The 15,644-nt window shown below is 54.1% G+C and carries 11 protein-coding genes; 5 read left to right on the forward strand and 6 right to left on the reverse strand.

Going from position 1 to position 15,644, the window contains the following annotated elements:
* The first annotated feature begins 486 nt into the window (after positions 1-486).
* Entirely contained in the window at positions 487-3,252 is a 2,766-nt protein-coding gene (locus WG622_RS13760; RefSeq protein ID WP_339404141.1) for a DUF4114 domain-containing protein, read from the forward strand.
* A gap of 106 nt (positions 3,253-3,358) precedes the next feature.
* Here WG622_RS13760 and WG622_RS13765 read toward each other — a convergent pair whose 3' ends face one another.
* The 5 genes from WG622_RS13765 to WG622_RS13785 all read right to left on the reverse strand — a co-directional run bounded on the left by WG622_RS13765 (position 3,359) and on the right by WG622_RS13785 (position 9,604).
* Positions 3,359-4,651 (reverse strand): HlyD family type I secretion periplasmic adaptor subunit, encoded by a 1,293-nt coding sequence (locus WG622_RS13765; protein WP_339404142.1) that lies wholly within the window; start codon positions 4,649-4,651, stop codon positions 3,359-3,361.
* Positions 4,652-4,655: 4 nt separating this feature from the next.
* Positions 4,656-6,371: a type I secretion system permease/ATPase gene (locus WG622_RS13770; RefSeq protein ID WP_339404143.1), complete on the reverse strand. Its 1,716-nt coding sequence runs from the start codon at positions 6,369-6,371 to the stop codon at positions 4,656-4,658.
* A gap of 246 nt (positions 6,372-6,617) precedes the next feature.
* Positions 6,618-7,781: an APC family permease gene (locus tag WG622_RS13775; RefSeq protein ID WP_339404144.1), complete on the reverse strand. Its 1,164-nt coding sequence runs from the start codon at positions 7,779-7,781 to the stop codon at positions 6,618-6,620.
* A gap of 68 nt (positions 7,782-7,849) precedes the next feature.
* Positions 7,850-8,695 (reverse strand): universal stress protein, encoded by an 846-nt coding sequence (locus WG622_RS13780; RefSeq protein ID WP_339404145.1) that lies wholly within the window; start codon positions 8,693-8,695, stop codon positions 7,850-7,852.
* 450 nt (positions 8,696-9,145) lie between these two features.
* Positions 9,146-9,604, reverse strand: coding sequence for a GAF domain-containing protein (locus tag WG622_RS13785; protein WP_339404146.1), 459 nt, complete (start codon positions 9,602-9,604; stop codon positions 9,146-9,148).
* 92 nt (positions 9,605-9,696) lie between these two features.
* Between WG622_RS13785 and WG622_RS13790 the strand changes: the two genes are divergently transcribed.
* Positions 9,697-10,299: a hypothetical protein gene (locus WG622_RS13790; RefSeq protein ID WP_209357020.1), complete on the forward strand. Its 603-nt coding sequence runs from the start codon at positions 9,697-9,699 to the stop codon at positions 10,297-10,299.
* Between the two features lie 156 nt (positions 10,300-10,455).
* Here WG622_RS13790 and WG622_RS13795 read toward each other — a convergent pair whose 3' ends face one another.
* Complete coding sequence (locus tag WG622_RS13795; RefSeq protein WP_339404147.1) at positions 10,456-11,661, reverse strand: AGE family epimerase/isomerase; 1,206 nt, start codon at positions 11,659-11,661, stop codon at positions 10,456-10,458.
* Between the two features lie 245 nt (positions 11,662-11,906).
* Between WG622_RS13795 and gloA2 the strand changes: the two genes are divergently transcribed.
* From gloA2 to WG622_RS13810, 3 genes are all read left to right on the forward strand, one after another.
* Positions 11,907-12,293: an SMU1112c/YaeR family gloxylase I-like metalloprotein gene (gene gloA2, locus WG622_RS13800; RefSeq protein WP_339404148.1), complete on the forward strand. Its 387-nt coding sequence runs from the start codon at positions 11,907-11,909 to the stop codon at positions 12,291-12,293.
* A gap of 119 nt (positions 12,294-12,412) precedes the next feature.
* Positions 12,413-13,576, forward strand: coding sequence for a Gfo/Idh/MocA family protein (locus tag WG622_RS13805; protein ID WP_339404149.1), 1,164 nt, complete (start codon positions 12,413-12,415; stop codon positions 13,574-13,576).
* The gene (locus tag WG622_RS13810) at positions 13,577-15,643 is read left to right on the forward strand and encodes an FAD-binding protein (protein WP_339404150.1); all 2,067 of its coding nucleotides are present in this window, start codon (positions 13,577-13,579) and stop codon (positions 15,641-15,643) included.
* Position 15,644 lies beyond the last annotated feature (1 nt).

Genomic DNA, 15,644 nt, shown 5'->3' on the forward strand with positions numbered 1-15,644 from the left:
CCGCTGCACCCGTAGGATGGCTGGGATGTCGAGGTACCTCATGTCACCGGGCCCGAGAAATGCCCCCGAAAGTGCCCCAGTTTGCTAGGTGCTTGGGTAAAGCCGAAGAACGCTATCGAGAAGCAAGGTATCCTACCACCCCAGCCATCTTCCTTTCTTGAGTGTTTGCTAGGTGCGGTTAAGCCGTAGAGGCCCAGAATGCCCCCGGAAATGCCCCTGTTCGGGTGTGGCGGTTGTGCACTGTTGGACTAGGATGCAGACTACCCCACAGGGCCTCACAAGAAGTGATCCAAGCCTTCCGCTACGTACTCCCAATCATCGCGCTTATTGTCCCGCCGATCCCCCGCTTGAGGTCATGCAATCGAGTCCATCCCATTGGGTAGCCTCGTAGCCGTTAGAGCAACCTTCCAAACCCGAAGCCCTAACCGCCGAGTTGCGTTCAATCGTAGCTTCACCTTTGTTTGTTAACCATCAAAGGGGGCAGTTATGCCAACTCAGACGAATGAACCCGAGACCAACTCGGTACCACCGCCCAGTGTGACGTACCTCGGTGGCTCAGCCGGCTTTCGAAGCACGGTCGGCATGTATAAAATCGCCGAAAATGGGCTGATCTATGACGTGACATTGCTCTTTGCCGATGCGTCAGCAGGCGAAGGTGCTTTGATCGCAGGAGAGTCCTCCGTCGATCTTGATGTGAGTTCAGGCGATCACATCGGCTTCTTTATGTTGCCGGACTCCTTCACGTTGAATGAGGATCCCTCTGTCTTTTCGGCGGATCGCTACGAACTGCGCGATTGGGGCGGAAGTCTGGGCAACATCTATGAAGATACCGCCCTACGGCTTTATGCGATCGACGAGACAACCAATGAGGAGACCCTTGTCGAGGCGCGTTGGAACGATGCCACATGGCACATGCATCACAACATAGACGCCGGCATTGGCTTGAACTCTGATGGGGTCGATCACGTTCGCGGTCTGCGCGAGTATGACAACAGCATCACTATTGGTTTTTCCGACACATACGGCAACAGCGCGGGATCACATGAGAGCATTTTGCTGAATGTGAACCTCGGCGACAGCGGCGCCTATATCGAAGACGATGATATCGCGAGCGACGCCGACCAGACCGAACACAACTGGATTGCGCCAGTGGAAATTGCTGAAGACCTGCCGGAAGTTCCTTTGGCGGTCAGATCCGTGTCGCAACCCCCGGAATACAACGTCGAGTCTGATCTTGGTGGCACGCAGGAAACCGCGCCAGCAACCGTGACCTTTATGGGGGAAAGCGCTGGCTACAGAAACACCTTCGGCGTCTACAAGATCGATGACATCGGTATGATTTACGACGTCCAGATCGTCTTCGCGAATGCGTCGAATCAGGGCAGCGGAGGCAATCTGATTGCGGGCGAGTCCACGGTCGAAATCGATGCCGGTCCCGGCGATAATCTCGGGTTCTTTATTCTGTCAGATGGATGGGGTCAGAACTGGGACAAGTCCGTTTTTGACGCTGACAGCTACGTGTTCCGCGATTGGGGTGGAGGCGAAGGCAACGTCTATTGGAGCACAGGGCTCAGGCTCTTTGCGGTTGATGAGGACACCGGCCAGGAAACTCTTGTAAATGCGCGGTTCAATGCCGCCACCTGGCACATGCATCACAAGCCGGAAGACGGTATCGACATGAACGTGGACTACTTCGACCACCTGCGTGGCCAGCTCAAATATGATGGCAGCATCACCGTTGGTTTCGAAGACATTCGCGGAGGCGGGGATCGAGACTTCAATGACGTCATGTTCAACATCAATCTCGGTGACAGCGGTGCCACGATTGACGATGAAAACATCCTGTCAGGCGCAGATCAGCACGAGCATGGGTTTGTCACGGACGATGGCGAAGCGGCTCAGGCCAAAGTCACGTTCCTCAGCGAAACAGCCGATTATAAAAATACAATCGGCATGTACAAAATCGCAGAGGACGGCACGATCAGCGATGTCAGCCTACTGTTTGCCAATGCGTCGAAATATGACAGCGGTGGCGAGTTGATCTCAGGTGAATCCAGCGTCGACATCGACGTTGACCTGAATGACCAGCTCGGCTTTTTCATCTTGCCTGATGGCTATGCGCGCAACAGCGATAAGTCGCTGTTTGACGATGGCACTTTCGTTCTGCGCAACGCAGATGGCGAGATTGGCAACGTCCTGCGCGATCAAGACCTGTCTCTCTATCGCGTTGATGAGGAAAGCGGTGAAGAAGTCCTGCTTCGCGCCCGCTATGGCAACACTACGTTCCATATGTCTCATGATGACGAGCGTGGCATTTCAATGAATTCCGACGGGTTGGATCACAGCCTTGGTGAAATGCGGGATGGCAACAAGGTCATTCTTGGCTTTGAAGACATTCGCAACAACGGGGATTGGGATTTCGACGATGTAGTCATCCAGGTTGAACTCTCGTCGACCGGCGCGGTGGTGGCTGAGCAGAACCTCAAGTCTCCTGATGACACCACGCAAAGCGATGTCGGATGGATCTTCACCGAAAACGATGATGTCTTTGATAACCAGCCATGGCCGGGTGAAAATGATCGCATCTACAACGATGGCGACGCGCCCAATCTGGATGCTTTGTCAGGCGATGATTTGATCTATGGCGACGAAAGCGCCAATACGCTTTACGGCAATTCTGGTCACGATGTGCTCTTGGGGCATGGAGGAGACGACCAGATGCTGGGTGGCGGTGGCCGGGATCACCTCAACGGTGGTTTGGGCAACGACCAGATGTCGGGCGAAGCGGGTCGAGACCTGCTTTGGGGCCAGCATGGCGATGACACGCTGGACGGCGGTGCCGGAGCAGACAAGCTCTGGGGCGGTGCCGGTGCGGATGTGATCCAAGGCGGCAGCGGAGATGATCGCCTCTATGGCAATCTGGGCGAAGACGTTCTGCAAGGCGGCGGCGGTGAAGACTGGCTGTTTGGCGGAGAAGGATCGGACACGTTCGTCTTTGATTTCTCTGACATCGACGGCTCGGTCGATACAATCGGTGATCTGACCCTCGCGGGTGCTGAGCAAGACACGATCGATCTTCAGCTGCTGAACTTGCTGTCTGAGGGTGAGACCAAGGCCGACTGGATTACAGCAAATGCATCGCAAAACGAAGCGGATGTGGAACTGGATCTTGGTGGCGGCACACTGGTGTTGCAGAACGTGGGATCTTTGGAAACCGCAAGCTATCATCTGGAGCAGGTTTTGATCTGCTGAATGCAGGTTAAAACTCAAAAATCAAAAGGCACCCAAGAATTGGGTGCCTTTCTTTTTGCATGGTGTTTCGAGTGTTACTGGTTTGCGCTCCGCGCCAAAGGTTCTCTTAGACTTCCCGGAAAGCGCGGTAGAAATAGTCCATGAATGGTTTGGTCAAGTAGCTTAGAGGGGATCGCTCGGTAGTTTTGATAAAGGTCTCAACAGGCATGCCAGGCATGAGCTTTTGCGATCCCAGCTTGTCGATTTCCTGCGCGTGAGGTGTGATTTCGGCCTGATAGTAGGACAATCCGGTCGTCTCATCATAAAAGACATCTGGCGAAATCTTCGAGACATAGCCGAACAACTCGGGCGTAGTCCGGTGGTCGAAACTTACGAACCGAAGCGACGCGTTCTGGCCCAAGTACACATCATCGACATGCATAGTTTGGATACGCGATTTGACGACAAGCTGTTGGTCCTGAGGAACGATCTGCATCAGAGCCTGTGCGGGAGAAATAACTGCCTGTTCCGCGAAGACTTGGCTGCTGTGAACCACACCCTCTACAGGGCTTTTGATCTCAAGGCTTTCGAGTTTCTTTTTGGTCGAATGTTTGCGCGCGCGCAAATCAATCTCCATGAATTCGAGTTCTCTCAATGTGACGATGGCCTCCTCGCGTCGTTGCGTTGTCAGGCGCATCGCTTCAATTTCAAATGCAGAAATCTGACCGTTCAGCTGTGCTTTAGATGCGCTCAAACTGCCGATTTGTCCTTTTAGCTGAGCATATTCCTTCTTGAGCGACGACACACGCGACGATGCAATCAGGCCCTTGATTTTAAGTTCTTCCGCCGCGACCAGGTCATTGGATACCAATTGCAATTGCGCTTCGAGCGCTTCCAGCTGCGCGTTCAAACCCGAGATTTGCACATGGGCTTGATTGATCTGTTCGTCTAGCTGCCGAAGTTCCCCCCGATAGTTCTCCAGCCGGGTCTGAAACAGGATTTTTTCGCCTTGAACAAGCTGCTTGCTGAGCTTGGGCATCGGGTGCTGCAAATTTATTCTCAGCTCGGATTGACCATCCCGCTCGGCGGCCAAACGTGCCTTTCTGACCTCGATTTCAGCGAGTTGTGAGATGATCGATTCCAAGTCTGAAGCAATATAGGTTTCATCGAGCCGCACCAGAACGTCACCGGCTCGAACTGTGTCACCATTTCTCGCAAGGATTTGGCCAACAACTCCGCCAAACGCGTGTTGAACCACTTGCTGATTGTTTTCCAAGTGGATCGCACCACTCACGATAACAGCTCCGGAAATGCGCGTATTCACTGCCCAAGCTGTTGTTGTCCCAAGCAATATACCAATACTCAGAAAGCCAATGGCAATGGGTTTGCGCAGGCCCCAATCTTTGTTGTTCTCTGCCATGTGCTTATTCTCCTGCGACAATTTTTGTTGCTTTTTTCGTGTCGCCCATCAGCGACTTCAGCACACTGTCTCTTGGTCCTTCCAGACGGACGGAACCGTTTTCGATCATCACAAGCCGGTCACATTCCGCGATTGCCATAGGGCGATGTGTCATCAAAACGACGGAGCGCTGTGACGACTTAAAATCGCGGATGGCCTCGTTCAAAGCATGTGATCCCACCGCATCCAGTGCAGAATTGGGTTCGTCCAAAACCAACAATACGGGGTCAAGATAGAGTGCACGTGCCAAGGCAAGTCGCTGCCGCTCGCCCCCTGATAGCCTATGGCTGCAGTCTGATATTCTCGTATTGTAGCCCTCTGGCAGGCTAACGATTGTATCGTGGGCTTTTGCGGATTTTGCAGCCTTGATCACTTTCGTATCGTCCGGATCTGACTCCATGTGCGCAATGTTTTCAGCAATTGTGCCGTCAAAAAAGGTAATAGTTTGAGGTAAGTAGCCGACAAATTTACCTAAGTCGCCTTCCGGATATTGGCCCAACATCGCGCCGCCAAGACTGACACGCCCAAGTGTGGGAGGAGTTATTCCGACAATGACGCGCGCAAGCGAAGACTTGCCCGCGCCGCTTGGGCCGATGACACCGATTGCTTCTCCGGGGGCAACTTCCAAATTCAAGTTGGAGAGAACGGCTTCTTTGGTGTCAGGCGCAAAGAAACTGAGGTTAGACAACGTAAGCAACGCATCAGGCCTGGGCAGGGAAACCTTTCGGGCGGCGTGCGCGTCATCTTGCAGTGTTTGCCGAATAGCTTTCCAGCCACTGAAAGACTTTTGGATCAAAGGCCAATTGCCGATAACTTGCTCGATTGGTGCCAGCGCGCGGCCAAGAAGAATGGACCCGGCGATAATCGCTCCAGCTGTCATTTCACCTTCAAGTACCAACCAGGCTCCCAACGCCAGCATCGCGCTTTGAAGAAAAAGTCTGAGGGATTTGCTCGCGGATGCAAACGAGCCGCCCAGATCACTGGCTTTGACAGCCGCATCCAAAGAGCGATCGCGCACAGTTTTCCACCGTCCCACAAGGTTTGACGTCATCCCTTGTGCAAGGATGAAGTCCTGAGCACGCACATAGTCGCCATGCATTCGGCTGGCTTCGTGCGAGAAGCCGGATGACCGCAGTGTCATGCGTTTGGTTACAAGGTTGTTGAGCAAGGCAAGGCCAATCAAAGCCGCGGCTCCGGCAAACGCCAACCATCCAAGCCACGCGTGAAATACAAAAATTGCCGCGACAAACATAACTGTCCAGGGCACATCAAAGAGAGCTAAAAGGACCTGCGACCCAAAGAAACCTCGAATGGTTTCCACGTCTTGCAATTGAGATGCCCTGTCAGGTCGACCCGCTTGGGCCTCTGTGGGTGCCAGCTCAGACCGCAGGATTATATCGTCGCACCTGCTCTGAAAAATCGCGCCGCACCGCGCCAAAACCCGCGCACGCGACGCATCCAAAAGCGCCATAAAGAGGTAGAGGAGGCCAACCAGAACAAGCAGTGCGACAAGTGTCTCTTTGGACCGAGATGCCAGAACGCGATCATATACTTGGACCATGAACAAGGGTCCGGCCAACATCAGAATGTTGACGAAAGCGCCGAAAATCACGGTGACCGAAATCGAAGGAAGCAAAGTGCTGGTTGGAGTTTTTGCTGTCATGGCTTTAAAAATGGACATCTCAAGGGATCGTTTTCGAGACGACGCTAACAAAGTCGACTGAAGCCGATGATGCCTATTTCGAAGGTCGAGCTACCAAATTGGGGTAGGCCATTGGGACATTTGTATGTCTTTGCGTCACTTCACATTGAAAGGAAAGCAGACGCGCCTCAATGTAAAGAGGATCGGGGCAGCCTTCACCGTCTTCGATAATGTTGAGTATTTCAGAGCGCCTTTTTCAGGCGTTCCTTTCAAAGTCGTAGCGCGTCAAACGATCGATATGACCAACATACCCACACTCGTTGCAACTCCGACCAGCGGCACGACTTTCGGTACACTAAATCCGTAGTTCCGGGCCACTGGCTGCCTTTTGATCCGCAGCAAAGAGAGGTTCACCGCTATGAAGACGAACAAGACAATCTGCGAGGTACGTTCTGCCAATGCTGCGATTGGCAAAGCCTGACCCAGGAACAAAATAAGGAAAACCACACAAAACGTTGCGATACTCGGCGTTCTGGTTTTCGCAGAAACTCGAGCAAAAATTTCGGGAAGAAAGCTTCGATCAGCCAAGCCGTAAACTATGCGAGACGCCATGATAATTTGTATCAACACGCCGTTGACAGTCGCCACAACGGCAAGTGCACCAAATGCGATCTCGTACCGATCGTCGGAACTTTCGAAAACGAGCATCAAAGGGGCTGAAGACTCCGAAAGGCGAGAAATTGGAACGGCCATAAGCACCGTGACCATTGTGGCTAGGTAAAGACCGGTTGCGATTACAAGAGTTAACAAAATCGCTCGGGGCATCGTTTGCCTTGGCTCTTTAACCTCTTCAGCAACGTTTGCTATGTCTTCGAACCCGACAAAGGCGAAGAAGGCCAAAACAGAGGCCGATCCAATCCCAAGCCATGGTTCGATACTGGTGGGTGAAAATATCTCTCCAAACTCAACCCCCTGCTTGTCGGTAAGCAACATCCCCCAACCAATTACGAACACAAGACCAAGGATTTCGATGACGGTAATCACCGCAGCCGTCGTTACAGATTGCGAAATGCCCCAGAAAGCAATCAAGCCCATTGCGGCGACAATAAATGTAACCAACACAGACTGCGGAAGGGCGACGAACTGTCCAAGATAGGCGGCGGCGCCCAAAGAAACCGCCGCGGCTGAAACAATCCCCGATAGCGCAACGCTCAAGCCAACCCCTGTTGTCAACCAAGCACGGCTGAACCCAGCTTCGACATACGCCGCTTCCCCGCCACTTACGGGGTAACGAATGCACAACTCGGCATAGGAAAGCGCTGTGAACGCAACCACAATAGCAGCCACGATGAATGATATCGGTGCGTGAGCGCCAGCTTCGGCGGCTGTTGCCCCCGCAAGCACGTATATTCCCGCTCCGACGGTGACGCCAAGTCCATAGAGAGTCACTAGGGGGGTCGAGAGAACACGACGCAGGCGAGGTTGATCAGGAGCGTGCACGCAGAGTTCTCCCTAGATCAATGCGCCAGGTAGACAGGCTGACTGTCTTGCTCCAGCAGCGTTCTAGTGGTGCCGCCAAAAATCGCCTGTCTCATGCGCGAATGGCTATAAGCGCCTGCAACGACTAAGTCCGCACCCAAGTCTCGGGCCATATCCAGAATGCATGCGGAGATGTCTTTGCCGCCGCTTGGAATCTGCGCAACTTCAACATTGCAGGCGTGATGACTAAGCCAAGTAGACAAAGCAGCGCCCGGTTCAAACGGCTGGCCGTGACTTATGGGCAATGGATCGACACAGACGACAGTGACTTTTTTTGAATTTCGCAACAGGGGGAGTGCACTGTGAACTGCTCTAGCGGCGCAAAGACTATCGTTCCAAGCGACCAGAATGTGATCATAGCGCTCTGCAATCTGCGCATTCAAAAACAGCGCTACCGGAGACTCAAACAGCACCCCATGCGCCAAACTCTTGTACTGGTCGTTCTCGTTTCGGATGTTGGACGCGATGAATACATAGTCGGCAAACTTCGCCGATTGTGCCACGGCTTCCGAGATCTCTGCCTCGGCGCACACTATTGGCCGGACTTCGCCTTTGCACCCAGTGTCCACCAAGAGTGTTTGGGCGGCATGAGTGGCGCTGTCTAAAGAAGACTTTGTCGCAGCTATTTCTTTGGTCCAAATCTCCGCTTCGGTGGGGCCTCCAAACGGAAGGCCTCCATGGACATTGATCGGGAGTGTGGGGGAAATGGTTTGAACTAAGACAACCAAATACGCGTCGACGTCTCGGGCTTGCGTACAAAAACTCGAAATCTCGTCTACGGGTGTCTCAACGTTCGTTACAAGAATAATAGTTGCATTTTTCATGGAAACCCTCCTTGCATGATCCCCATTGAGAACAGATTTCCCAGATTGTTTTGTTGAGATAGATCAAGCTTTCAAAAAAGAGTTCAAAGCTGGACGGTAGCGTGAAGTTCAAGGGCGACTTCGAAGGCGACGCACCTACAATTGTATCGTTGTCCAGTACCTAAGCCTCGCTCGAGCGGCTTCCAAGCTTCATGGAAGACACTACGAGCCGTCGACAGGCCGCCCGTGTTTTGTTTTCAACGAACAGGGCGAAGTCTTCCCCGATCCTCTTTATAAAAATGCGCGCCCTAGACGAGGCGAGAGGACTCTTGGGGTGCCTTGGTTGGTATGAGAATTTGCAGCAATACCCAAATGTAACGGTTGGGTGCCGACAAACGCTTCCCCGCGCGCTCTTTCGACGTCGGGAAGAACTGGGTCGTTCAGCGATTAGGGGCAGATATCAAAGACGTGTCAGTTTACGAGCCTAAGTCTCGGCACGTGTACTTCTATTTCTTCTACCGGCATGAGGGTTTCAACCAACCTTGCGAACTTCGTTATGTGCTCAAGGTCGAGGGTGCTCCACATTTTTGGCTCACGGCAGATTGCTTCCACGGCCCCGACAACTCTGCCGTTCGCGTATAATGGAGCGCCAATATAGGCTTTTAGGCCCTCGGCCTTCATCATGGGGCATTGTGGCAAGCTATCGTCGACCGTCAGACCTTCAATGATGAGGGGTTCCTGGCGGCTTATGACGGTTGCGCAGCACGACGTAGAAAGAAATGGCGTTTCAAATTTTTCTGCCGTTGGTGACGCGTCTGTATCTACGATGTGAGAGACATATCCATCCTTCAGATCCGTTCTACTCACCGCCGCAAAATCGGCATTTAGGGTCGACCTGATCATTTTAAGAATAGAAACTTCGCCACTCATTTATTCGTTCCCTTATCGCTCGACACAATTGGGTTAGCTGAATTCAAAAAGCGCTCGAAAACACCTTGTACCTACTTGGCATTATATGTCTCATGAAGCAACGAGTTGGCCACGAAGCGCAAGCCTTTTTTAAAACCAACCTTGCCAGTATTCAATTCGCCGATCGTACATCGAGCTGGAGCGCCATGAACAAAGCAGCAAACCCAAACCACGTTGATGCTGAGGCGTGGGCGCTTTGCGACACAATGGTTCAGGGAACAAAGCAATCAGTTCTGGATGGCAATTACGACGGTTATTCCGAGTATTTTCACATCCCCTTTACGATGCAGACACAACTGGGCGATGTCGTCGTTGAAAGTGATGAACAACATCGGGAAGTTTTCGCACGTGTCATGTGGCAATACCGAAAGCAAAACGTGACTGACGCTCAGCGAAATCTACTGGCCGCGCATATCTTCAGAAACGAGGAAATAGTCTGCGTTCATGAATCGATGCTTTACTCAAATTCTAGACTTGTTCAGAGCTCGATTAAGGTTCTTTCTACACTTAGAAAATTTTGCGATCATTGGCTTATTGTTGATAGTCGCTACTCTGTCGGGGATTGTATCAACTTAAACCGCGCGCTCTATGGCCCTAGGTACAGTGAAGTCCAGTCCATTATGCAAGACTCCTGTAGTCTGGTGCAGATCAGATGACCTCACCGACAATGGGTGGATAGTTTGATCCGCAGATTTGGCGGTAATGTCCCATATCAGGATGCCATGGTCCTGGTAACGCTGCCAACTACGATGCTCTGGCAACTAAACTGGGACTGCCAGGTGGGGCCAATCGTAAGTGTTTAGAGTGCAGCGCTAAGACAGATCCTCAGCGATGCGAGATAACCGCGTGCTCAGCGGGAGAACGGCAGCCTGAACAGAATGGTAGATATCCGGCTTGCCTTCAAATTGATGACCTGTCGGCTGGTTGGTTTCGTCTAGTTCTGGGAACCAGCCACCGTTCTCAGGGTCGATCAGATGCGCCTTGGCGTGATCCCATAGCTTGCGATACCATGCGTCATCCTCGGTCGATGGGGCCAGTTTTTGGAAGCCCGCGAGCGTTCCGATTGCCTCGGTGACAGGCCACCAATATCGATCCGCACGTCGCCAAGAGCCGTCGAAATTCAACGTATAAACAAAGCCGCCCAGCTCGGCATGCCACGCGTCATTGAGCGCTTGGTCTAGCAAGCGGCGCGCTACTGCAACATGATCTCCGTCGGGACGGCCCAGCAGATCCCAATACTGCAGCATGAGGCGTGATAGCTCAAAACTGTGCCCCGGAGTGGTGCCGCCAGGCCGGAACATGGGGTTGCCGTCGTAGTCAGGGTCGACCTGCCATGTCTCTGTGTAGTGTTCAGGCAGTCGCCAGCCATGTTGCGGTGCGGTCTGATAGACGAAGAAATCCAGAATTCTGCCTGCGCGATCCAAGAAATCGCGCTCTCGGGTCGCTTCATAAGCGGTCAAAAGCGCCTCGACGGAATGCATGTTGGCGTTCATGCCACGGTAGGTCGACATCGGACTCCAGTCGCGGTTGAATTCATCCGCGAAGAGGCCGTGATCCTCTTCCCAATAGCGCTCCACCAAAACCTGCCAGACGTCGTCAAGCAGGCGATCAGCATCCGGATGGCCCGCAATCTTGGCGCTAGAGGCCGCAAGAAGCACGAATGCATGCCCATAGGCCAGCTTTCGGTCGTCACCGATGCCGTCTGACGTGATGCCCCAAAGATAGCCCCCATGGTCTGTGTCGCGATGATGGGTCCAAAGATAGGACATGCCGCGATCAATAACCTCGGCAGCCCCGCCTGCCCCAAGTGGACGCCCGAGCGCGTAAGAATGCACCATCCGGGTCGTCGTATGTAGCTCTTGCAGGTCTGAGGTAAGAGGGGTTCCGTCGTAATCCAGAACTGCAAATCGCCCGTCCGGCATGAGGCCCTTTTTAAAGAAAGCATATTGCTCAAGAGCTTGCGTCCGCAACCAGGATTGATGTTCCGGCTCAAACAGAAGGGTTGCGTTGCTTGGCATCTGGACGTGCTCCGTTGATGGCAGGGAAACTGGCCTAGATCATCGGGCACATGCGCGCCGCGACCAGCTCTGCTGACGTGATTTGCCTTGACTGTTAGCGCATGACAGTCGTGCGGTCTATCAAGAGTTTTCGGGAGGGGCAGGTGGGGGCTAAACCGTTTCGTGCTGACCGTTGTGTACCCTGATTGTAGACAGCCGCCGCCTAACGTGGTTCGTTGAGTCAGAGGCCAATGGAGGGCCAAGAGATGATCGAAGGCATTCACCACATCGCATTGATCGTTTCGGACTATGAACTGTCCAAAGCCTTCTATCTGAATGTCGTCGGATGTACCGTCGTCGATGAAAACTACCGCGCGGATCGCAATTCGTGGAAACTTGATCTTGCGCTGCCTGATGGGACACAGCTCGAGCTGTTCACCTTTCCCGAACGAGAGAACCGCCTTGCGGGTGTCGAACCGATAGGCTTAAGGCATCTGGCTTTCAAAGTAAGGGATGTCGCAAAAGAAAAAGCCCGTCTTGAAAGCATGGAGGTCGAGGTCGAAGAGATTCGCATCGATCCTTACACGGGCAAGGCTTTTACCTTCTTCAAAGATCCTGATGGCATCCCGCTCGAGCTCTATTCCATTGAATAGCCAATGAATCACGCCCCTAGGCAACGGTCTGCTTGACCACTTGGAACGTTCCATTTATGACGATCACTGGAACGTTCCAGTAAAAAGTTGTACCGCGTCAAATTTAGGGGGGATCGGCCGTGCAAAAGGTGAGAGCTGCTGTCTTGGGGGCCTCTGGCTGGATGGGCAAAGTCCATACGATGGCCTACCAGACTTTCCCACATTTTCTGGGGAGCGAAAATGGCACGGCCGAGGTCAAGATTCTGGTTGAAGCCAACCCCGATGCCGCTGCCGATCTAGCGCAGCGCGCTCCTGAAGCGCGGATCGTGCAGGACTGGAAAGAGGCCATTGCCGATCCCGAGATTGATCTGATCGATATCTGCCTTCCTGATAGCCTTCACTATGAGGTCGCAAAGGCTGCGCTTTTGGCCGGCAAGCATGTCTATTGCGAAAAGCCATTGGCGGATACGGCAGCCGAGGCGCGCGAGTTGGCCGATATCGCGAAGGAAAAGGGTGTGATCACCCGCGTGGGTCATGCCTTCCCGCGCAATCCTGTGCACGACCTTGCCAAAGAGATCATCGACGCGGGGGAGATCGGAGAGATCAAGTTGTTCAAAGCCTGCCAGCACATCGACATGTATGGCGACCCGCTGACACCCTATATGTGGCGCGCCAACGGAGAATTGGCGCCAACAGGGATCATCGGCGACACCGGAAGCCATGTCTTTAGCTTTATGGAGTTTCTGGTTGGCCCCGTCGCCAAACTGGTTGCCGACAACTTTATCGTGACGCCAAAGCGCCCTGTCGTGGATGGTCTCGCCTATGGGGAAACCGCTGAGCTTACGGGCGACGAGGACTGGGCCGATATCACCAATCCAGACGGTACGAACCTGATGGTGCAATTTGCCAATGGCGCGCGCGGTTTGGTGGATTTCAGTCGTGTCGCGACGGGGCGCAAATTCATGCAGACTTATGAGATCTATGGCACCAAAGGCAGCCTTGCCTACACCTACGACGAGGTGAACCGCCTACGGTTTTACTCCAACGATGATAAGATCGGGCGTCGCGGCTATCGCGAGATCGACGTTGGGCCGGAAAACGAAACCTTCCGTGCTTTCCTGCCGCTGCCAAATTTCGCGCTGGGCTATAACGAGAGCAAAATTATCGAAGCCGCCGAGGTTGTTAAGTCTATTGTCACCAACACTCCGGCCTGGCCGACCTTTGAAAACGGGCACCACATTTGCCAGATCGTGGATGCCTGTATGACCTCATCAGATACGCAAAGCTGGGTGGATATCGCATAGATGACACACCCTGTTCCACAGCATATTCTGGACGCGTTGACCGATGTCGAAATGCCAAAGCTTGGCGCGGAGCCGGCGTTTGAAAAGGTGATCAAACTAGGTGCTTTCGAGGTGCCGGTTCACACCACAGACAGCCTTGTGGTCGGCAGCGGGGCGGCAGGGTTGCGCGCGGCGGTCGAGCTTCGGCGTCGCGACATCGACGTGACGATCATCAGCCAAAGCGCCTGGGGCGGAACCTCTGCCTGTTCAGGGTCTGACAAACAGACGCTGCACACAGCGAACACCGCTGATCAGGGGGACAATTTCGTTGATATGGCCGAGTCCATCCGCGCCGGTGGGGCAATGGATGAAGACACGGCCTATATCGAGGCCGTTGGGTCTGGGCGCGCGATGGCGTCTTTGCAGTTTCTGGGTCTACCTCTGCCGCAGGATCAACTGGGCGGCACGTTGCGGTATCAGACGGACCATGATGAGGTCGGGCGGGCTACAAGCTGCGGCCCTCGAACGTCGCGGTTGATGGTGAAAGTGCTGGCGCAAGAGGCACTTAGGCTTGGCGTGCCGTTCTTTAACCAGACAACTGCGGTGAAAATTCTGACCTCAGAAGGCGGCGTCGTAGGCGTTCTGGCGATCCGTGCCAAAGACCGCAGTGAGAAAAATCCATACGGTCTTGTCTTGTTCCGCTGCGCGCGTTTGGTGCTGGCAGCGGGCGGTCCGGGTGAACTGTATCGCGACAGCGTGTTTCCCAACGGCTGTTACGGCTCTCTTGGACTGGCGTTGGAGGCCGGGCTGGAGCTGGTCAACCTGACCGAAAGCCAGTTTGGGATCGGCACCCGCCGCGAGGGATTTCCTTGGAACCTCTCGGGCACCTATGTGCAAGTCATTCCGCATTTCTATTCGGTGGATGATACCGGCACCGAGCATCATTTCCTTGCGGACTATTACCGTACTACGCAGGAAATGGCGTCCAACGTGTTCCGCAAGGGCTATCAGTGGCCGTTTCACGCAAGCCGGATGCTCGACTTTGGCTCAAGCCTCGTTGATCTGGCGATCTATCGCGAAGGTGAGAAGGGGCGCAAAGTCTATATGGACTTCAACCGCAACATTTTGCCTGTTCCAGGGGATCTGCCGTTTAGCCTTGATCGACTGGACTCCGATGTTGCGACATATCTCAGCAAGGCTGGCGCAGACCAGGACCTGCCGATTGACCGACTCAAGCATATGAACCCCTTAGCGATTGAACTTTATCGTCGCTACAAGGTCGACATCACGCAGGAACCGTTGGAATTCGCCGTAAACAACCAGCATATGAACGGCGGGATCGCGGTCGACATTTGGGGGCGCACCAACATCGGCGGAATCTATGCCATTGGCGAAGCAGCAGGCACCCATGGTGTGACTCGCCCCGGCGGATCTGCGCTGAACGCAGGCCAAGTTTTCGGGACGCGGGTTGCAGAGCAGATTGCGGCCTGCGGACAGCAAGCGCCACGCGATGAGATTGCAACGCTCGGGACGAAGGCCGTTGAAGACATTGTGCAGGTTCTGCGGGCTGAGGACGGCATGGCGGTGAAAGACATCCGCTCTGCGGTTCAAACGCGCATGAGCGAGGACGCAGGGATCCTATGTACGCAAGACCGCGTGGCAGCGGCATGTGGCGAAGCGGCAGACCTGAACGCCTCTATTCGCAGGCAGGGCATCACCCTGTCGCGCGACAGCGAGGCGGCGCGTGCGCTCCAGTGGCAACAAATGGCGGTGGCGTCTGAGGCGGTGCTGACGGCCTTGGATCACTACGTGTCAGGCGGCGGCGGCAGTCGCGGGGCGCGGGCGATTTGTGACCCAGAGGGCGGGGCTCTGCCGCAAGGCCCGGATGGTCCGTTGACAGAGTATCGGTTCAGACCCGAGCGCGACGCGGACAAGGGCTCGCAGATCCTTGTGCGCCTAAATGGGACTGAAATGACCTTGCGGACGCGCGAAAACCGCGCGCATGATCCATCAGACAAATCCTTTTTCGAACGGGACTGGCCTGCTTGGCTGACCTCTGAAATACACGACACAGGTAAGAGCGCCTGAC

Origin of the sequence: Cognatishimia coralii, assembly GCF_037478305.1 — a bacterium.
GTDB lineage: Bacteria > Pseudomonadota > Alphaproteobacteria > Rhodobacterales > Rhodobacteraceae > Cognatishimia > Cognatishimia coralii.

Coding starts and splice junctions, on each gene's coding strand:
- WG622_RS13780 (WP_339404145.1), bottom strand. CDS start 8,695: ATGAAAAATGCAACTATTATTCTTGTAACGAACGTTGAGACACCCGTA.
- WG622_RS13810 (WP_339404150.1), top strand. CDS start 13,577: ATGACACACCCTGTTCCACAGCATATTCTGGACGCGTTGACCGATGTC.
- WG622_RS13785 (WP_339404146.1), bottom strand. CDS start 9,604: ATGAGTGGCGAAGTTTCTATTCTTAAAATGATCAGGTCGACCCTAAAT.
- WG622_RS13760 (WP_339404141.1), top strand. CDS start 487: ATGCCAACTCAGACGAATGAACCCGAGACCAACTCGGTACCACCGCCC.
- WG622_RS13765 (WP_339404142.1), bottom strand. CDS start 4,651: ATGGCAGAGAACAACAAAGATTGGGGCCTGCGCAAACCCATTGCCATT.
- WG622_RS13770 (WP_339404143.1), bottom strand. CDS start 6,371: ATGTCCATTTTTAAAGCCATGACAGCAAAAACTCCAACCAGCACTTTG.
- gloA2 (WP_339404148.1), top strand. CDS start 11,907: ATGATCGAAGGCATTCACCACATCGCATTGATCGTTTCGGACTATGAA.
- WG622_RS13790 (WP_209357020.1), top strand. CDS start 9,697: ATGAAGCAACGAGTTGGCCACGAAGCGCAAGCCTTTTTTAAAACCAAC.
- WG622_RS13795 (WP_339404147.1), bottom strand. CDS start 11,661: ATGCCAAGCAACGCAACCCTTCTGTTTGAGCCGGAACATCAATCCTGG.